This is a genomic window from Micromonospora haikouensis, from assembly GCF_000876225.1.
GTDB classification, from domain to species: Bacteria; Actinomycetota; Actinomycetes; order Mycobacteriales; family Micromonosporaceae; genus Micromonospora; species Micromonospora haikouensis.
Genome location: NZ_JXSX01000003.1, coordinates 608,962 through 626,886 on the forward strand (window position 1 = coordinate 608,962; position 17,925 = coordinate 626,886).

The window sequence follows — 17,925 nt, forward strand, 5'->3', positions numbered from 1 at the left end:
CGGCCGGTCCCGTCCTCAGCCCGTGCCGCGCACCTGCTCGAAGATCAGGCTCGTCTGGGTGTGCTGCACCGCCGGATCCACCGCCAGATGATCGAGCACGAAGTCCCGCAACGCGTCCCCGGACGCGGCCCGCACGTGCAGCACGTAGTCCTCCGCGCCCGCCACGTGGAACACTGACACCACCCCCGGCAGCCGCACCGAGCGGGCCCGGAACGCGTCCACCGCCGCCCGCTCGTGCGCCGTCAACCGCACCGACACCAGCGCCTGCAACGGCAGGCCCACCGCCGCCGGATCCACCTCCGCGTGGAACCCCCGGATCGCCCCGCACTCCCGCAACGCCCTCGTGCGCGTCAGGCAGGTCGACGCCGCCACCCCCACCCGCTCGGCGAGGGCGTTGTTCGGCAGCCGGCCGTCCGCCGCCAGCTCGGTCAGGATCGCGCGGTCGACGTCGTCCAGGGCGGCGAAGGGCCGCACATCATTCGGTGCAAGGGGCATCCACCCATCCTGCTCCGAATCTCCGCGTAACTGAAGCCTCACTCGCAGAATCTTCTGCGGTTCTCTTGCCCGACATCACTGCGATGTTCGACGCTTCCCGCCATGAGCAGCACCGTGGACACCAGATCCGTCGACACCGCCGCCGTGCACGCCGGCCGCGCCGACCTCACCGCCCTCGGCGTCCACGCCCCACCCATCGACCTGTCCACCACCAACCCCCTGCCGTCGGTCACCGACGGCGGCGAAGCCTACGAAACCCTCGCCACCGGCGGCACCCTCCCGCCCGGCGGCAGCGCCGTCTACCAGCGGCTCTGGAACCCCACCGTCGCCCGCTTCGAAACCGCCCTCGCCGAACTCGAAGACACCCCCGCCGCCGTCGCCTTCGCCAGCGGCATGGCCGCCCTCACCGCCACCCTGCTCGCCGCCACCGGCGACGGCAACCGCCACGTCGTCGCGGTCCGCCCCCTCTACGGCGGCACCGACCACGTCCTCGCCACCGGCCTGCTCGGCACCGACGTCACCTGGGCCCGCCCCGACCAGGTCGCCGCCGCGATCCGCCCCGACACCGCCCTCGTCGTCGTCGAGACCCCCGCCAACCCCACCCTCGACCTCGTCGACATCGCCGCCCTCGCCGCCGCAGCCGGCGGCACCCCGCTGCTCGTCGACAACACCGTCGCCACCCCCGTGCTCCAGCGACCCGCCCGGCACGGCGCCGCCCTCGTCCTGCACAGCGCCACCAAGAGCATCGGCGGCCACGGCGACGTCCTCGCCGGCGTCGTCGCCTGCGACGAGGACTGGGCCGTCCGGCTGCGCCAGGTCCGCGCCCTCACCGGCGCGATCCTGCACCCCCTCGGCGCGTACCTGCTGCACCGCGGCCTGCAGACCCTGCCCCTGCGCGTCCGCGCCCAGTCCGCCGGGGCCGAGAAACTCGCCGCCTGGCTCGCCCGCCACCCCGCCGTCGACCGCGTGCACCACCCCGGCCTCGACGACCCCGCCGGGCTCGTCGGCCGGCAGATGACCGGCACCGGCAGCCTGCTCGCCTTCGAGGTACGCGGCGGCGCGCCCGCCGCCGCCACCGTCGCCGCCGCCTGCCGGCTGATCACCCACGCCGTCTCCCTCGGCGGCGTCGACACCCTCGTTCAGCACCCCGCCTCGCTCACCCACCGGCCCGTCACCGGCGACGCCCGACCCGCCGGCGGGCTGCTGCGCCTCTCCGTCGGCCTAGAGGACCCGGAGGACCTGCGGGCAGACCTGGAACAGGCGCTCGCCGCGCTCGGCTGACCGTCGCCCGCCGCCCTCGCCCGCACGCCCGCCCCGGCCGCCCGTCCCCGCACGCCCGCCCCGGCCGCCCGTCCCCGCACGCCCGCCCCGGCCGGCCGTGGACCGGCCCCGTCGTCCCGCCCCGGCGGCCCGACCGTCGTCCCGCCCCGTCAGGACTTCGGGCCGACGTGCCGGTCCAGCACCGCGACCGCGTCGCGGCGGGCCACCGACAGCGAGTTGGGGCGGTTCATCCGCCAGGCGACGCCGAGCAGGCCCAGCGCCCACTGGCAGAGCCCCATGATGTCGGCCGACTCGTTGCTGAACAGGTAGCGCGGGTAGACGTAGCCCCTGCCGCGCACGGTCACCCGGTTGGCCACCCGGCAGCCGTCGGAGTGGAACAGGCCGCGCGCGAAGTCGCCGGGGCGGGCGGCGACGATCTCGCGTTGCCAGCCGGCCAGGACGATCGGCCGCTCGTGTTTCTTGCCCGGCCCGTGCTGCGGTAGCAGACAGGGCCAGTGCAGGCCGTAGCTCTGGACCGCGACGCAGCCCTGCTTCCGGACCCGCTGCACGCTGTTGGCAAGGACCGCCCTCATGGCGGTCTCGCAGGCGTCGATCAGCCCGGGCCAGGATGTCGTGCAGTAGACGCGCAGCACCGGGATCCGTGCGGTGGTGACGAGGTGGCCGTCGCCGAGATAGAGGCCGAGGAGGTAGGCGTAGGCACCCGGATCTGTCGGATTGTCGACGCCGGGGCGGCAGCGGAAACATCGCAGTGCACTGGCCTGCTGCCTGCTCTCGGGTCGGTCCCTGCACCAGTGGCGGACCGTCGTGTACGGCAGCCCGACACTGCGGGCGGCCTCGGCGATGCTCCAGCCGGACAGGTGGAGCGCGCGAACGCGGGCGCGGATCTCAGGCGGATACACCCGCCCATCTTCGAACGCCTGTACGACAGATTCTGTGCCCTCGGTGGGATTCGAACCCACACTGTATGCAGTTTGAGTGCATTGCCTGCTGCCGGTTGGGCTACGAGGGCCTTCCATGATTCGGCCCTGACAGACTACCCACTACGCTAGGGACGGCGACACCCGGCACGGCGGGTGTCGGGCGCAGACTGGTGGGAGTGGCTCGTGGCCGAGACGCAGACGGATGCCGAGCGCAGGCGGGTGTTGATCGCCGAGGACGAGGCGCTCATCCGGCTCGACCTGGCCGAGATGCTCGTCGAGGAGGGCTACGAGGTCGTCGGGGAGGCCGGCGACGGCGAGACGGCCGTCCGGCTCGCCGAGGAGCTGAAGCCCGATCTGGTGATCCTCGACATCAAGATGCCGATCATGGACGGGCTGGCCGCCGCCGAGCGGATCGCCGGCGCCCGGATCGCCCCGGTGATCATCCTGACCGCGTTCAGCCAGCGGGACCTCGTGGAGCGGGCGCGGGCGGCCGGCGCGATGGCGTACCTCGTGAAGCCCTTCCAGAAGAGCGACCTGGTGCCGGCCGTGGAGATCGCCCTGTCGCGCTACTCGGAGATCGCCGCGCTGGAGGCCGAGGTTGCGGGCCTGACCGACCGACTGGAGATCCGCAAGACGGTGGAGCGCGCCAAGGGTGCGCTGATGACGACGTACGGCATGACGGAGCCGCAGGCGTTCAAGTGGATCCAGCGCACGGCGATGGACCACCGGATGACCATGAAGGAGGTCGCCGAGCGGATCCTCGCCGAGACGGCCGGCGGCGAGGTGGCACAGCCGGCCTCCTGAGGCCCCTGATTCTTGGACGGTTGCCGCTCGCCGAGAGCGGCAACCGTCCAAGATCGCGGCCCGCGCGGGCGTTCCCCTGCGGCGCGGGGTCCCCGGCGCTCCGGTTGATCGATACGATCGGATGCATGCCTCGTCACCGCCCGCGTCGGGCGTCGGGACCGTTGCGGGCGCTGCGCGGTGTGCTCGGCGTGGTCGCCGGCCTCGCGGTGCTGCTGGCGGGCTGCCGGTCGTCCGAGCGTGCCGCGCCCGAGCCGGGGGGTGCCACGCCGGCCCCGGGGAGTGCCGCGCCCGACCCGAGTTCCCTGCGCCCCGACTGGCGGGCGCTGACCCTGCCGACGCCGCTGGGGGCCCCGGGCCGGCTGCTGTTGCGGGACGCGGCGGCGTGCGGCGGGCGCTGGTTCGTGGTGGGGGCGGTCGCCGACGCGGCGGGCGTGACCCGGCCGGCGGCGTGGTCCAGCCCGGCGCCGGCGTCGTCCCCGGCGGCACCGCCCTCGGCTGCGTCGACCGCGCCGGGCGGCGCCGGGTTCGCGTGGTCGCCGCTGCGGCTGACGCCGCGCACGGCGTACGGCGCGGAGAACGTGCTCACGGCGGTCGGCTGCCGCGACGGCCGGCTCGCGGCGGTGGGTGCGAAGAGCGGCGGGGTGCACGGCAATCCCCGGATCAGCACGTGGCGGCAGCTCACCGACGGCTCTGTGGTGGAGGTGCCGGCCGAGTTCGAGGTGTTCGGCGGACCCGACGCGGTGAACGTGGGGCGGATCGCGGGCGGCCCGGCGGGGTGGGTGATCGCCGGCAACCGGGGCACCGGCGCGGCGGCCTGGTCGTCGGCCGACGCGGGGGAGTTCCGCCTGGTCAGCGGCGTGCCCGAGTTGGCGTCGGACGCGGCGGGGCGCACGTGGGCGGCGGACGTGACGGCGACGGCGTCGGGGTGGGTGCTGGTGGGGTCGGTGCGTGCCCCGGGGCGGCCGGGCGGTGACCCGGCGGTGTGGACCTCGCCGGACGGTCTCGGCTGGCGGCGGCAGGTCTTCCCGGCCGGGGACGCGCCGGGCGATCTCCAGCGGGTGGTCCGGGCGGGGGAGCGGCTGGTCGCGGTGGGCCGACGCGGCGATGCCCTGGCGGCGTGGGTGCGGGACGCGGCGGCCGTCGGCGACCCGTCCGGTGCGGCGGCCGGCGGTGGGCAGCCGGTCGGGCCGAGCGGCGCGGGAAGCGCCACGGCGGGCCCGGGTGCGGCGGGGCCGAACGCGGCGGGGTGGCGACCGGGCGGGGCGTTGGGGCCGGCGGCGGCGGGCGGGTCGGTGCAGGTGGCGGGCCTGGCGGCGGTCGACGGCGGGGTGCTGGCGGTGGCGGTGGCCGCCGCGGGCTCCTCGGCGTGGTTCTCCGCGGACGGTGGCGGTTGGGCGCCGGTGCGGCTGCCGGTGGCGCTGGCGGCGGCGCCGGACCGGTCGGTCGCGGTGGCCGGGGCGGGTGGGGAGGTGTTGCTGCTGGTGGACGGCGGTGCCGAGGGGGCCCGGTTGTGGTCGGCGCGGCTGCCGGGCGGGCCCGGCTGAGCGTGCCACCGGTGTGTTACCGCCCGGTGTCGGATGTCCGATTTCGCCCCTGCCCCGCGGTGTGTGTTACAGCACTCCGGCGGATCTGGCCACTCAACGTAACGGTTAGGTCAACCCCGCTTTCTAGGTCTTACGGCGTGCCCTGCCTGTGGGATAACGTCCCGGCCCAGACCGGGTACGCGGTCGGTTCGTCCACCCCCCGCAAGGTCCAATTTCCAAGTCGCGGCGGGTGGTTCGGGCCTTCGGACTGAGGAGGGTACGAGCCGTGAGGCAGAAGCTCGCACGGGTGCTGGGTGGCGTGGCCATCAGCGCGCTCGTTATCAGTGGCGCGGCCGCGTGTAAGGCCGACAGTGGCACGGAGGGTGGCAGCGGCGACAAGGCGGCCTGCGACCTCAAGATCGGCTTCTTCGGCCCGCTGACCGGCGACGCCGCGGGTCTCGGTATCCACATGCGCAATGGCACGAAGCTGGCGATCGACCAGTACAACAAGGACAACGCGGACTGCAAGGTCAACCTCGCGGAGTACGACTCGCAGGGCGACCCGGCCAAGGCCCCGGCGCTGGCCCAGCAGGCGGTGGGCGACACCAAGGTCGTCGGCATCGTCGGCCCGGCGTTCTCCGGCGAGTCCGAGGTGGCCGACCCGATCTTCGACGAGGCCGGTCTGCCGATCATCACCCCGTCGGCGACCCGCCCGAGCCTGAGCACCAAGAACTGGAAGATCTTCCACCGGGGCGTCGGCAACGACACCTCGCAGGGCCCGGCCGCCGGCCGCTACATCAAGAACGTGCTGAAGGCCGAGAAGGTCTACGTCGTCGACGACCAGTCGGCGTACGGCGCGGGCCTGGTGGACGAGGTCAAGAAGGTCCTCGGCACGGTCGCGGGCGAGGACAAGGTCCAGGTCAAGCAGACCAACTTCTCCGCGGTCGTCACCAAGATCGTCGGCAGCGGCGCGACGGTGCTGTTCTTCGGTGGCTACTACACCGAGGCGGGTCTGCTGCTCAAGCAGCTCAAGGGCGCCGGCTGGAAGGGCACGATGGTCGCCGGCGACGGCGTCAACGACGCCAACTTCATCAAGGTCGCCGGCCAGCAGGTCGCCGAGGGCACCGTCCTGACCTGCCCCTGCGCCCCGGCCACCGCGGCCAAGGGCAGCTTCGTGGCCGACTACAAGGCGGCCTTCGAGAACGCCGAGCCGGGCACCTACGCCGACGTGTCGTACGACATCACGAAGATCTTCCTTGAGGGCATCAAGGCCGGTAAGTCCACCCGCGCCGACCTGCTCGCCTTCGTGAAGTCCTACAACAAGGCGGGCACCGCCACCGGTGTGACGTACAAGTTCGAGTCCAACGGCGAGTTGGACCCGGCCCAGGTGCTGGTCTGGGCGTTCAAGGTCAACGCGGGCCAGGTCGTCCCGGACATCGAGATCCCGAAGGCCTGACCGGTTCGCCGGTCCCGCCAGGGACACAGACGATGCGGCCGGGAGTGGTTCCTCCCGGCCGCATCGTTTGACCGCACAGTTGGAGCCCCCACTTGAACTTCGATGAACTGTTCGGGAACTTCCCGGCCCTGACCATCACCGGGCTGGAACAGGGCGCGATCTACGCGCTCGTCGCCCTCGGGTACACCCTCGTCTACGGCGTTCTCCGCCTGATCAACTTTGCCCACTCCGAGGTCTTCATGGTCGGTACGTTCACCGCCCTGTGGACCTGGGAGGCTCTCGGCTACGACCAGAACTCCCCCTCGCCCGCCCTCGGCCCGCTGATTCTCGCGCTGGTGGCCGGCCTGGTCGTGGCTGCGGTCGCCTCGGCGGCGACCGCGGTGACCGTGGAACTGGTCGCCTACCGGCCGCTGCGCCGGCGCAACGCGCCGCCGCTGGCCTTCCTCATCACCGCGATCGGCGCCTCGTTCGTGCTCGCCGAGTCCTTCGGCATCGGCACCTCCCGGGCGCCGTTCGGCATGCCCGTGCTGATCCCCTCGGAGACGGCCTTCACCGTGTTCGGCGCGGCCGTCACCAACATCCAGCTGCTCATCCTCGGCGTCACGCTGGTGATGATGGTCGGCCTGGACCAGTTCGTGAACCGCAGCCGGCTGGGCCGCGGCATCCGGGCCGTGGCCCAGGACGCGGACACGGCCGCCCTGATGGGCGTGAACAAGAACCGGGTGATCCTGCTGGTCTTCGTGCTCGGCGGCCTGATGGCCGGCGTCGCGGCGCTGCTGTGGAACGTCCGCTACGGCTACACGAAGTTCAACGTGGGCTTCCTGATCGGGCTCAAGGCGTTCGCGGCGGCGGTGCTCGGCGGCATCGGCAACCTGCGCGGCGCGCTGCTCGGCGGCCTGCTGCTCGGGGTGGCGGAGAACTACGCCGCCGGCCTGTTCGGTGGAGACTGGAAGGACTTCACCGGCTTCGTGCTGCTGATCGTGCTGCTGATGTTCCGGCCCACCGGCCTGCTCGGCGAATCTCTCGGGAGGGCGCGCGCATGACCGCCACCGTGGACAAGGGCCGCGCCCCGGCCCTCAAGGGCCGCTGGGCGGCGATGCCGAAGCAGGTCCGCTGGGCCGCGATCGCGGCGCTGATCGTCCTGCTCTACATCCTGCCGAACCGGTGGTTCTACGAGTACCTCGGCTTCCCCATCGGCAGCGAGTACTTCGCCTTCTACACCACCCGCTCGGACTTCGCGGGCGTGCTGTTCGACACCGCCGTGTTCGTGCTGCTGGCCGTCGGGCTCAACGTGGTGGTCGGCTTCGCCGGCCTGCTCGACCTGGGCTACTTCGGCTTCTACGCGCTCGGCGCGTACACGGTGGCGTTGCTGACCTCGCCGGAGAGCCGGCTGGGGACGAACTGGCCGTGGTTGGCGGCGGTGCCGGTCGCGGTCATGGTCGCGATGGTCTCCGGCGTCATCCTCGGCGGCCCGACGCTGCGGCTGCGCGGCGACTACCTGGCCATCGTGACCCTCGGCTTCGCCGAGATGATCCGGCTCTACGCCGCCCGCAACGAGGGCGTGCTGCAGGGCCAGCGGGGCATCCCGGCGATCCCGCACCCGCCGGGCACCGGCTCGGACGGCAAGCCGCTGTTCGGGGTGGTCGACGCGCGCCCCTACTACTGGCTGCTGCTGACGCTGATCCTGCTGGTGATCGTGCTGGTGCGGAACCTGGCCAACAGCCGGGTCGGCCGGGCCTGGGTGGCCACCCGCGAGGACGAGGATGCCGCCGAGGTCATGGGCGTGCCGACGTTCAAGTACAAGCTGTGGGCGTTCGCGATCGGGGCGGCGGTGGCCGGTCTCACCGGCGCGGTCTTCGCCGGCAAGCAGACGTTCATCAACTCGGACCAGTTCGTGCTGGAGAGTTCCATCCTGGTGCTCGCGGCGGTCATCCTGGGCGGCGCGGGCAACATCAAGGGCGCGATCGTCGGCGGCGCGGTCACCTGGTACCTGCCGGAGTGGCTGCGCGGCGTCGGCGACCTGGTCGGGGTGGAGTTCGACGCGGCCGAATACCGCATCCTCGTGTTCGGGGTGGTCATCATCGTCATGATGATCTTCCGTCCGCAGGGCATCGTGCCCAACCGACGGCGGGCGGCGGAGTTCGCCGACCGGCGGCAGGAGGCGGTTCCGCAGGAGAAGGTGCCCAGTGAGTGATCCGCAGATGAAGAGCGACCGCGACGCGAGCAGCGACCGCGACATCACCGCCGACGGCCGCAGCACGGTCGGCGTGCCACCGGAGCCCGGCTCCGGCGCGCCGACGGCGGCCACCCCGGCCGGGCCCGACGCGGCGGGGCGGGAACCGCTGCTGGAGGTCGACGACGTCACGCTGCGCTTCGGCGGCGTCGTCGCCCTCGACAAGGTCAACTTCACCCTCTACAAGGGGGAGATCCTCGGCCTGATCGGCCCGAACGGCGCCGGCAAGACGACCTGTTTCAACGCGATGACGGGCGTCTACCGGCCCACCGAGGGCGAGATCCGGTTCAAGGGGCAGCGCACCAACGGCAAGCGGCGGTCGTGGATCACCAAGGCCGGCATCGCCCGGACGTTCCAGAACATCCGGCTCTTCCCCGAGATGACGGCGCTGGAGAACGTGATGGTGGGCGCGGACGTCCACCACAAGACCAGCGTCATCTCGGCCATGCTGCGGCTGCCGCGGCACTTCCGGGAGGAGCGGGAGGGCCGGGAGAAGGCGCGCGAGCTGCTGCGGTTCGTCGGCATCGAGCGACGCGCGAACGACCTGGCCCGCAACCTGTCGTACGGCGAGCAGCGCCGCCTGGAGATCGCCCGCGCGCTGGCCACCGACCCCGCCCTGCTCTGCCTGGACGAGCCGGCCGCCGGCTTCACCCCGGCGGAGAAGGAGGAGCTGCTCGGCCTGATCCGCGAGATCCGGGACAAGGGCACGACCGTGCTGCTGATCGAGCACGACATGCGGCTGGTGATGGGCGTGACCGACCGGATCGTCGTGCTGGAGTTCGGCAAGAAGATCGCCGAGGGGCTGCCGGCCGAGGTCCGGGACGACCCGAAGGTGATCGCCGCGTACCTGGGGGTGCCGACCGATGCTGCTTGAGATCAAGGACCTGACCCTGCTCTACGGGCGCATCCAGGCCCTGCACGGGATCAGCCTGGTGGTCAACGAGGGCGAGGTGGTCGCGCTCATCGGCGCCAACGGGGCGGGCAAGACCACCACGATGCGGGCGATCTCCGGGCTGCGCCCGGTGGCCCAGGGCTCGATCGTCTTCGACGGCACCGACGTCACCCGGATGCGGGCCGACCTGCGGGTGACCCGGGGCATCGGGCAGGCGCCGGAGGGCCGGGGCGTGTTCCCGGGCATGACGGTGCTGGAGAACCTGGAGATGGGGGCGTACACCCGCCGGGACAAGGCGGAGATCGCCAAGGACATGGCCATGGTGCTGGACCTGTTCCCCCGGCTGGCCGAGCGGCGCAAGCAGGCCGGCGGCACCCTCTCCGGCGGCGAACAGCAGATGCTCGCCGTGGGGCGGGCGCTGATGGCCCGGCCCCGGCTGCTGTTGCTCGACGAGCCGTCGATGGGTCTCGCGCCGAAGCTGATCCAGCAGATCTTCGAGATCATCACCCGGATCAACGAGCAGGGCACCACGATCCTGCTGGTGGAGCAGAACGCCCAGCAGGCGCTGTCCCGCGCCCACCGGGGCTACGTGCTGGAGACCGGCCGGATCGTCAAGGAGGGCACCGGCCAGGAGCTGCTGCACGACCCGGCGGTCAAGGAGGCGTACCTCGGCGTGGCCTGAGCCCGCGACGTCAGACGGCGACCGGCCGGCGGTGCTCCCGCCGGCCGGTCGCCGTGCCCTCCGGGCTAGCTGATGTAGAGCCGGAGGATGTAGCCGCGCTCACCGCACCGGTCGTAGGCCACGACCTTGGGCAGGCTGGTCGCCGTGTCGCCGGCCTCGGCGCTGGCGCACGACCAGACGCCGAGGTAGCAGTAGTAGCTGTCGTAGATGCCGGCGACGTAGCTGGCGCCCGCGGCCTTGCACGCGGCCTCGCTGCTGTAGAGGCCCTCGGTGATCCAGCCGCCGGCCTGGGCCGGCGTGGCCGCCGCAGCGATCCCGCCGGCGGCCACGAGCGCCGGCACGGCGACGCGCGTGATCAACTTGTGCATGGTCGAACCCCCGTTCAAGACATGGATGTCGATACCCTAGCCAAGGAGTCCCGATCCCGATGCCCCGGCCGGCGGCCGTGGCGGGCGTGGGTTGTCAGCCGTACGGGCTAGAGTCGCTGCCGTGACAGCTACGACGCCGCGCCTGCTCCTCGTCGACGGACACTCCATGGCATACCGGGCGTTCTTCGCCCTGCCGGTGGAGAACTTCTCCACCACGACGGGGCAGCCGACAAACGCCGTCTACGGCTTCACCTCGATGCTGATCAACGTGCTGCGCGACGAGCAGCCCACCCACATCGTCGTGGCCTTCGACGTCTCCCGCCAGTCCTTCCGCACGGAGAAGTACGCGGAGTACAAGGCGGGCCGCAGCGAGACCCCGGCCGACTTCAAGGGCCAGGTCAGCCTCGTCAAGGAGGTCCTCGCGGCGCTGCGCATCCCGGTGGTGGAGAAGGAGGGCTACGAGGCCGACGACGTCATCGCCACCCTCGCCTGCCAGGCCCGCGACCAGGGCATGTCGGTGCTGATCTCCAGCGGCGACCGGGACGCCTTCCAGCTCGTCGACGACCACATCACCGTGCTCTACCCGCGCAAGGGCGTCTCCGACCTGGCCCGGATGGACGCCGCCGCCATCGAGGCGAAGTACGGCGTGGGCCCGCAGCGCTACCGCGACCTGGCGGCGCTGGTCGGCGAGACCAGCGACAACCTGCCCGGCGTGCCGGGGGTCGGCCCGAAGACCGCCGCCAAGTGGATCAACCTCTACGGCGGTCTCGACGGTGTGGTGGCCCGCGCCGACGAGATCAAGGGCAAGGCCGGCGACAGCCTGCGCGAGCGGCTCGCCGACGTGATCCGCAACTACGAGATCAACTGCCTGGTCTCCGACCTGGAGCTGCCGGTCCGCCCCGAGGACGCCCGCTGGGCCGGCTGGGACCGCGAGGCCGTGCACCAGGTCTTCGACACCCTGGAGTTCCGCATCCTGCGCGACCGCCTCTACCAGTACCTGGAGGCCGTCGAGCCGGAGGCCGAGGCAGGGTTTGACCTGGCCGCCGAGCGGCTCACCGAGCCCGGGGCGGTGGTCGCCTGGCTGGACGCGCACGCCCCCGCCGGCACCCAGGTCGGCGTGGCGGTGAAGACCCCGGCCAAGCCGACCGCCCCCCGCGAGCGCTACGAGCCGCAGCTCGACGCCCTGGCCCTCGCGCTGGCCACCGGCCCGGCGGCGTGGCTCGACCCGACGGCGCTGGCCGAGGCCGACGAGCGGGCCCTCGCGGCCTGGCTGGCCGACCCGGCCCGGCCGAAGGTGCTGCACGACAGCAAGCACGCCCGGCTGGCGTTCGCCGCCCGGGGCTGGTCCCTGGCCGGCGTCGCCCGGGACACCGAGCTGGCCGCCTACCTGGCCCGCCCCGACCAGCGCTCCTACGACCTGACCGACCTGGCGCTGCGCTACCTGCACCGCGAGCTGCGGGTCGACGCCCCCGAGACCGGGCAGCTCACCTTCGAGGGCCTCGGCGACGACGGCGAGGCCGAGCAGAACCTGATGCTCCAGGCCCGGGCCACCCTCGACCTGGCCGACGCGATCGACGCCGAGCTGTCCCGCGACGGCGAGCAGTCCGCCCGGCTGATGGCGGAGGTGGAGCTGCCGCTGTCGGACGTGCTCGCCGCGATGCAGCGGGTCGGCATCGCCGCCGACCTGGACTACCTGCACGAGCTGGAGGCCCACTTCGCGGGCGAGGTGAAGTCCGCCGCGCAGGGCGCGTACGCCGCCGTCGGGCGGGAGTTCAACCTGGGCTCGCCCAAGCAGCTCCAGGAGCTGCTCTTCGGCGAGCTGGGGCTGCCCAAGACCAAGAAGATCAAGACCGGCTACACCACCGACGCCGACGCCCTGCAGTGGCTCTACGCGCAGAACCCGCTGCCCGTGCTGGAGCACCTGCTGCGCCACCGGGACGTGGCGAAGCTGAAGACGACCGTCGACGGCCTGCTCAAGTCGGTCTCCGAGGACGGCCGCATCCACACCACGTTCAAGCAGACCGTGGCGGCCACCGGCCGGCTCTCCTCCACCGACCCCAACCTGCAGAACATCCCGATCCGCACCGAGGAGGGCCGGCGGATCCGCCGCGCGTTCGTCGTGGGGGAGGGCTTCGAGTGCCTGCTCACCGCCGACTACAGCCAGATCGAGATGCGGATCATGGCGCACCTGTCGTCGGATGCCAAGCTGATCGAGGCGTTCAACTCGGGCCACGACTTCCACGCCGCCACCGCCTCGTCGGTGTTCGGGGTGCCCGTCGGCGAGGTCACCGCCGACCAGCGGCGTAAGATCAAGGCGATGAACTACGGCCTGGCGTACGGGCTGAGCGCGTTCGGCCTGTCCCAGCAGCTCGGCATCACGGCCGAGGAGGCGCGCGGGCTGATGGACAACTACTTCGCCGGGTTCGGCGGGGTCCGCGACTACCTCCAGGAGGTGGTGGCCCGGGCCCGGCACGACGGCTACACCTCCACCATCCTGGGCCGCCGCCGCTACCTTCCCGACCTGGTCAGCGACAACCGGCAGCGGCGGGACATGGCCGAGCGGATGGCCCTCAACGCCCCCATCCAGGGCTCGGCGGCCGACATCATCAAGGTCGCCATGCTGCGCGTCGACGCCGGCCTGCGGGAGGCCGGCCTGCGCTCGCGGATGCTGCTCCAGGTGCACGACGAGCTGGTCTTCGAGGTCGCCCCCGGCGAACGCGACGCCCTCGAGGCGCTGGTGCGCGGCCAGATGGGCGGGGCGTACCCGCTGTCGGTGCCGCTGGAGGTCTCCGTCGGCGAGGGCCGGGACTGGAACAGCGCCGACCACTGACCGGCGTCGGGTCCGGTCGGCGCCGCCTACCGAGGCGGTCGGGCGCGGGCCCGCACCTGCGGGCGGGTCGTGGCGGCCGTGGGCGCGGCCCGCTCACCGGAGCGGGTCGTGACCCCAGTTCATCAGCGACCAGCGCCACTTCGTGTCCCGCACGTCGCCTGCGGGGCGCTGCGCCAGGTGCCGGTGCACGTAGCCGACGACCTTGCGCATGTGCCGGTAGTCGGCCTCCGTCAGCTCGGCGCGCTTGCGGCGCAGCAGCTCGACGATCCGCCGGCCGGACGAGTGTCCCACCGACTCGCCGCCGGCCGTGCCCTTCTTCCGCCAGCCGACGTGCTTCGACTCGTCGCTCTCCAGCCACGCCGACAGCTCGCCGGGCCGCATGTTGACCGCCTCGGTGAACTCCCGGTACGTCTCCCCGTGCCGGTCCCCCTCAGTCCCGCTCACGGCGCAGCACCTCCGGCCGGTGGGCGACGTCCCGCCCCGAGTCGTCGTTGCGGATGCGGTACTGCGGCTGCTCGGGGGACGCGTTCACGGCGCGCCCCCGCACGTGCGTGCGTTCGGTGAGCTTCTCCCGGACGACCCCGTACGCCCGGCCGCTGTGGCTGGCCCAGGACACGTGGTCGCCCGCGCGGAATTCCCTCTGCTCGGCCATGCTGCCTGGCTACCCGGGGCGGGTGCGGCGAAACGGGCCGGGTCAGCCGGTGAGCTCGGCGACCGGCAGCTTGATCTCGAACGGCTCGGCCAGCGCGATCAGCTCCGCGCTGTCGGCGACCAGCTCGTACTGCCGCTCGCCGCCGAGGCTGAGCCGGTCGCTGAGCCGGTACGCGTACACGTGCACCGGGTCCTGCTCGATGCGCCAGTAGAACGGGATGCCGGCGGCGGCGTACTCGGCGGGCTTGGCGAAGCGGTCGATCCGCCGGGTGCCGGGGGACACCACCTCCACCGCGAGCACCACGTCCTCGGGCTGGAGCAGGGACCGGTCGGCGCGCACGTCGGCGCGGCGCAGCAGCACGTCCGGCTGCCGGGTGTTCTTCGCGTCGAGCGCGACCCCGACGGCCTGCGTGACCCGTAGGTGCTCGGGGGCGTGCTGCAGGAACCATCGGGCGAGGAACAGGGAGATGTCCTGGTGGCCCAGAGTGGGGGAGGGTGTCACTCGGAGGACTCCGTCGACGAGCTCGACGCGAGGGGCGTCGTCCGGCAGGTGGGGCAGGTCTTCCAGCGTGTAGTCGGCACGCTGTTGCCGGATCGGGTCCGGGCACCAGGGGCCAGGTGGTGTCAGGATCGGCTCGGCGCTCACCCGGTCAGCGTAACGCCGCCCACCGGCCGGGACGTCGCACCGACGGTGCGATCCGCCGGCCGGTGGGCGGCTCGACGCGTCGGCTGCCCCGGGCTCAGCCCGCCGGCTTCTCGGCGACGAAGATGGCGGTGCCGGGGAAGAGCCGGCCGCGCAGCGGGCTCCACTGGCCCCAGATCCCCTCGTGCCCCTCGGGCCACTCCGGCTCCACCAGGTCCACCAGCCGGAACCCCGCACCGACCAGCTCCCGGATCCGGTCGCCGAGGGTGCGGTGCTGCTCCACGTACGTCGCCGCGCCCGTGCCGTCCTGCTCCACGTACGGGGAACGGTCGAAGTACGAGTGCACCGCGGTGAGCCCGCCCTGCCCCGGGTCGTCCAGGAAGATCCACCGCATCGGGTGGGTCACCGAGAACACCCAGCGCCCCCCGGGGCGCAGCACCCGGAACACCTCGCGCATCACCGCCGCCGAGTCGGCCACGAACGGGATCGCCCCGAAGGCCGTGAACGCGGTCTCGAACGCCGCGTCGGCGAAGGGCAATGCGAGCGCGTCGGCCTGCACCAGCGGGACCCGTACGCCGCTGCGCCCGGCGGCATCCGTCGCGTGCCGCAGCATGCCGGCGGAGAGGTCCAGGGCGACCGGGTGGGCCCCCTGGGTGGCCAGCCACCGGGCGGCGGCGGCCGCCCCCGCGCCCACCTCCAGCACCCGGCGCCCGGCGAGGTCGCCGAGCAGCCGCGCGTCGGCCTCGCGCAGCCCCTCGGGGCACCAGACGAAGTCCACGTCGCCGAGGAACGCGCCGTGCTCGGCCTGGTAGTCGTCGGCGTCGGAGTCCCACCAGCCGCGGCTGGCCCGCCGGGCGTCGGCGTCGGTCACCGGCCGCCGCAGCACCCCCGGCACCGCGTCGGGCTCCGCGCTCACGGGGAGATTGGCCAGGTCGTCGGTCACCGCGGCAGTCTAGTGGCGACCCCGGCCGTCGGCCCGGCCCGGCGTTTGGCGCGGCGTGGGGCGGGCCCGGCGCGGTGCCCGGTGGGGCGGGGCAGACGGCGGAGAGGCGAGGTCCCTCGCCCGTAAACCGCCGTTTCGGGCACGAAAGGTGCAGTCCGTCGCGAAAGCGGGCTGGATCACTTCTCCCGGGGCTTGCACGCTGTGGTAATGCGCACGGTAGGCTAGACGATGCGCTCGCGGGTCGCGTGCCTCGGCAGGGAGAAGGCGCGCGGTCGCGGAGTTCCAGACGGAGCCACATCAGGACCTCACTAGTGATCTTCGGTGTGCCCGGCGACGGATCCGCTGGCGCGAACAGGTCACCGCGACACCAGCCTGCTGTGACAACCCATCCGACCGGAGCAACCGCCCACATGACGAGCAGCATCGAGGCCCCCTCGAGCGCCACCCGGGTCACCCACGACGATCTCGGTTCCGAGGAGGCTTTCCTCGCCGCGATCGACGAGACCATCAAGTACTTCAACGACGGCGACATTGTCGAAGGCACCGTCGTCAAGGTCGATCGGGACGAGGTCCTGCTCGACATCGGCTACAAGACCGAGGGTGTCATCCCCTCTCGGGAGTTGTCGATCAAGCACGACGTGGACCCCGCCGAGGTCGTCTCGGTCGGTGACCACATCGAGGCCCTGGTCCTCCAGAAGGAGGACAAGGAGGGTCGTCTGATCCTCTCCAAGAAGCGGGCGCAGTACGAGCGGGCCTGGGGCACGATCGAGAAGATCAAGGACGAGGACGGCGTCGTCCGCGGCTCGGTCATCGAGGTGGTCAAGGGTGGTCTCATCCTCGACATCGGGCTGCGGGGCTTCCTGCCCGCGTCCCTGGTCGAGATGCGGCGGGTGCGTGACCTGCAGCCGTACGTCGGCCGCGAGCTCGAGGCCAAGATCATCGAGCTGGACAAGAACCGCAACAACGTGGTCCTGTCCCGCCGGGCCTGGCTGGAGCAGACGCAGTCCGAGGTGCGCACCGAGTTCCTCAACAAGCTGCAGAAGGGCCAGGTCCGCAAGGGCGTCGTGTCCTCGATCGTCAACTTCGGCGCGTTCGTCGACCTGGGTGGCGTGGACGGCCTGGTGCACGTCTCCGAGCTGTCCTGGAAGCACATCGACCACCCGTCCGAGGTCGTCGAGGTCGGCCAGGAGGTCGAGGTCGAGGTCCTGGACGTCGACCTGGACCGCGAGCGGGTCTCGCTGTCGCTGAAGGCGACCCAGGAAGACCCGTGGCGGCAGTTCGCCCGCACCCACGCGATCCAGCAGATCGTGCCGGGTAAGGTCACCAAGCTGGTGCCGTTCGGCGCCTTCGTCCGGGTGGACGACGGCATCGAGGGCCTGGTCCACATCTCCGAGCTGGCCGAGCGCCACGTGGAGATCCCGGAGCAGGTCGTCCAGGTCGGCTCCGAGGTCATGGTCAAGGTCATCGACATCGACCTGGAGCGCCGCCGGATCTCGCTGTCGCTCAAGCAGGCCAACGAGGGCTTCGTCGAGGGCGAGGAGCACTTCGACCCGACCCTCTACGGCATGGCCGCGACGTACGACGCCGAGGGCAACTACATCTACCCGGAGGGCTTCGACCCGGAGACGGGCGAGTGGCTCGAGGGGTACGACAAGCAGCGCGAGACCTGGGAGAACCAGTACGCCGAGGCCCGTCAGCGCTGGGAGGCCCACACCAAGCAGGTGCAGACCTCCCGGGCCGCCGACGCCGAGGCCGCTGCCAACCCGGCTCCGGCCGTGTCGACCGGCGGCACCACCACCTCGACCAGCACGGCCCCGAGCCGGCAGGCCGAGGAGCCGGCCGGCACCCTGGCCACCGACGAGGCGCTCGCCGCGCTGCGGGAGAAGCTCGCCGGCGGCAAGTGACCCCGTGACGACTCCCCGCCGGGTGCGTGCGACGACGCATCCGAGCCGGAGCCGCCGCTGACGACGACGGGCCCTGTCCCCGCGATCCGGTTTCCACCGGGCCGCAGGGGCGGGGCCCGTCGTCGTTCCGGCCCGCACTTCCCGCGCCCCGTCTTCCGCCCTCCCTTCGCCGCGCGACCCTCCGCCCTTCGCGCCCTCCCCTCTCCGCCTTCCGCCTACCCGCCCGCCTGCCCGCCTTGTCTGGCTGGCCGGCTCTTGGCCGCCCGCGCCCTCTGCCACCCTGCCACCCAGCCCAGCCCT

General features: G+C 72.4%; 17 protein-coding genes and 1 tRNA gene. 10 read left to right on the forward strand and 8 right to left on the reverse strand.

Annotation, left to right across the window (positions count from 1 at the left end):
• Window positions 1-15: 15 nt before the first annotated feature.
• Window positions 16-495: an Lrp/AsnC family transcriptional regulator gene (locus tag TK50_RS24335; protein WP_043967433.1), complete on the reverse strand. Its 480-nt coding sequence runs from the start codon at window positions 493-495 to the stop codon at window positions 16-18.
• 102 nt (window positions 496-597) lie between these two features.
• Between TK50_RS24335 and TK50_RS24340 the strand changes: the two genes are divergently transcribed.
• Window positions 598-1,776: a trans-sulfuration enzyme family protein gene (locus TK50_RS24340; RefSeq protein WP_043967435.1), complete on the forward strand. Its 1,179-nt coding sequence runs from the start codon at window positions 598-600 to the stop codon at window positions 1,774-1,776.
• A gap of 149 nt (window positions 1,777-1,925) precedes the next feature.
• Here TK50_RS24340 and TK50_RS24345 read toward each other — a convergent pair whose 3' ends face one another.
• Both TK50_RS24345 and TK50_RS24350 read right to left on the reverse strand, forming a co-directional pair.
• A complete protein-coding gene (locus tag TK50_RS24345; protein ID WP_043967436.1) occupies window positions 1,926-2,675 on the reverse strand; it encodes a hypothetical protein in 750 nt (249 codons plus the stop codon).
• Window positions 2,676-2,710: 35 nt separating this feature from the next.
• Window positions 2,711-2,785 (reverse strand) — tRNA-Leu (locus TK50_RS24350).
• A gap of 94 nt (window positions 2,786-2,879) precedes the next feature.
• Here TK50_RS24350 and TK50_RS24355 point away from each other — a divergent pair.
• From TK50_RS24355 to TK50_RS24385, 7 genes are all read left to right on the forward strand, one after another.
• Entirely contained in the window at window positions 2,880-3,500 is a 621-nt protein-coding gene (locus tag TK50_RS24355) for an ANTAR domain-containing response regulator (RefSeq protein WP_043969321.1), read from the forward strand.
• Window positions 3,501-3,625: 125 nt separating this feature from the next.
• The gene (locus TK50_RS24360; protein ID WP_144420377.1) at window positions 3,626-5,044 is read left to right on the forward strand and encodes a hypothetical protein; all 1,419 of its coding nucleotides are present in this window, start codon (window positions 3,626-3,628) and stop codon (window positions 5,042-5,044) included.
• Window positions 5,045-5,309: 265 nt separating this feature from the next.
• Window positions 5,310-6,479: a branched-chain amino acid ABC transporter substrate-binding protein gene (locus TK50_RS24365; protein ID WP_043967439.1), complete on the forward strand. Its 1,170-nt coding sequence runs from the start codon at window positions 5,310-5,312 to the stop codon at window positions 6,477-6,479.
• 92 nt (window positions 6,480-6,571) lie between these two features.
• Window positions 6,572-7,522 (forward strand): branched-chain amino acid ABC transporter permease, encoded by a 951-nt coding sequence (locus TK50_RS24370; RefSeq protein ID WP_043967441.1) that lies wholly within the window; start codon window positions 6,572-6,574, stop codon window positions 7,520-7,522.
• The gene (locus tag TK50_RS24375; protein ID WP_043967444.1) at window positions 7,519-8,673 is read left to right on the forward strand and encodes a branched-chain amino acid ABC transporter permease; all 1,155 of its coding nucleotides are present in this window, start codon (window positions 7,519-7,521) and stop codon (window positions 8,671-8,673) included. The genes TK50_RS24370 and TK50_RS24375 overlap by 4 nt, the downstream gene beginning before the upstream one ends.
• A gap of 7 nt (window positions 8,674-8,680) precedes the next feature.
• Window positions 8,681-9,586 (forward strand): ABC transporter ATP-binding protein, encoded by a 906-nt coding sequence (locus TK50_RS24380; RefSeq protein ID WP_374199675.1) that lies wholly within the window; start codon window positions 8,681-8,683, stop codon window positions 9,584-9,586.
• Window positions 9,576-10,286 carry an ABC transporter ATP-binding protein gene (locus tag TK50_RS24385; protein WP_043967447.1) on the forward strand — a complete coding sequence of 237 codons (711 nt, stop codon included), beginning with the start codon at window positions 9,576-9,578 and terminating at the stop codon, window positions 10,284-10,286. Before TK50_RS24380 ends, TK50_RS24385 begins: the two co-directional genes overlap by 11 nt.
• Before the next feature lie 65 nt (window positions 10,287-10,351).
• Here the strand turns inward: TK50_RS24385 and TK50_RS24390 are convergent, their stop codons facing one another.
• The gene (locus TK50_RS24390; protein ID WP_043967449.1) at window positions 10,352-10,654 is read right to left on the reverse strand and encodes a hypothetical protein; all 303 of its coding nucleotides are present in this window, start codon (window positions 10,652-10,654) and stop codon (window positions 10,352-10,354) included.
• A 121-nt stretch (window positions 10,655-10,775) separates the two neighbouring features.
• Between TK50_RS24390 and polA the strand changes: the two genes are divergently transcribed.
• Complete coding sequence (gene polA / locus TK50_RS24395) at window positions 10,776-13,484, forward strand: DNA polymerase I (RefSeq protein WP_043967451.1); 2,709 nt, start codon at window positions 10,776-10,778, stop codon at window positions 13,482-13,484.
• 93 nt (window positions 13,485-13,577) lie between these two features.
• On the opposite strand, the gene TK50_RS24400 is transcribed toward polA, so the two are convergent.
• The 4 genes from TK50_RS24400 to TK50_RS24415 form a co-directional block, all read right to left on the reverse strand.
• Window positions 13,578-13,865, reverse strand: a complete 288-nt coding sequence (locus TK50_RS24400; protein ID WP_043969323.1) for a DUF3140 domain-containing protein — start codon at window positions 13,863-13,865, stop codon at window positions 13,578-13,580.
• Between the two features lie 49 nt (window positions 13,866-13,914).
• Window positions 13,915-14,136 carry a hypervirulence associated TUDOR domain-containing protein gene (locus TK50_RS24405; RefSeq protein WP_043967453.1) on the reverse strand — a complete coding sequence of 74 codons (222 nt, stop codon included), beginning with the start codon at window positions 14,134-14,136 and terminating at the stop codon, window positions 13,915-13,917.
• Window positions 14,137-14,178: 42 nt separating this feature from the next.
• Entirely contained in the window at window positions 14,179-14,781 is a 603-nt protein-coding gene (locus TK50_RS24410) for a Uma2 family endonuclease (RefSeq protein ID WP_241774110.1), read from the reverse strand.
• A 94-nt stretch (window positions 14,782-14,875) separates the two neighbouring features.
• Window positions 14,876-15,673, reverse strand: a complete 798-nt coding sequence (locus TK50_RS24415; RefSeq protein ID WP_063838643.1) for a class I SAM-dependent methyltransferase — start codon at window positions 15,671-15,673, stop codon at window positions 14,876-14,878.
• A 458-nt stretch (window positions 15,674-16,131) separates the two neighbouring features.
• On the opposite strand from TK50_RS24415, the gene rpsA reads away from it, so the two are divergent.
• On the forward strand, window positions 16,132-17,625 hold the full coding sequence (rpsA, locus tag TK50_RS24420) for a 30S ribosomal protein S1 (protein WP_043967455.1): 1,494 nt from the start codon (window positions 16,132-16,134) through the stop codon (window positions 17,623-17,625).
• Window positions 17,626-17,925: the final 300 nt, after the last annotated feature.

Excerpts from the sequence above, each read along its gene's own strand:
- rpsA (WP_043967455.1), top strand. The coding sequence starts at position 16,132 with ATGACGAGCAGCATCGAGGCCCCCTCGAGCGCCACCCGGGTCACCCAC.
- TK50_RS24380 (WP_374199675.1), top strand. The coding sequence starts at position 8,681 with ATGAAGAGCGACCGCGACGCGAGCAGCGACCGCGACATCACCGCCGAC.
- TK50_RS24400 (WP_043969323.1), bottom strand. The coding sequence starts at position 13,865 with ATGCGGCCCGGCGAGCTGTCGGCGTGGCTGGAGAGCGACGAGTCGAAG.
- TK50_RS24385 (WP_043967447.1), top strand. The coding sequence starts at position 9,576 with ATGCTGCTTGAGATCAAGGACCTGACCCTGCTCTACGGGCGCATCCAG.
- TK50_RS24340 (WP_043967435.1), top strand. The coding sequence starts at position 598 with ATGAGCAGCACCGTGGACACCAGATCCGTCGACACCGCCGCCGTGCAC.
- TK50_RS24390 (WP_043967449.1), bottom strand. The coding sequence starts at position 10,654 with ATGCACAAGTTGATCACGCGCGTCGCCGTGCCGGCGCTCGTGGCCGCC.
- TK50_RS24375 (WP_043967444.1), top strand. The coding sequence starts at position 7,519 with ATGACCGCCACCGTGGACAAGGGCCGCGCCCCGGCCCTCAAGGGCCGC.
- TK50_RS24360 (WP_144420377.1), top strand. The coding sequence starts at position 3,626 with ATGCCTCGTCACCGCCCGCGTCGGGCGTCGGGACCGTTGCGGGCGCTG.
- TK50_RS24405 (WP_043967453.1), bottom strand. The coding sequence starts at position 14,136 with ATGGCCGAGCAGAGGGAATTCCGCGCGGGCGACCACGTGTCCTGGGCC.
- TK50_RS24335 (WP_043967433.1), bottom strand. The coding sequence starts at position 495 with ATGCCCCTTGCACCGAATGATGTGCGGCCCTTCGCCGCCCTGGACGAC.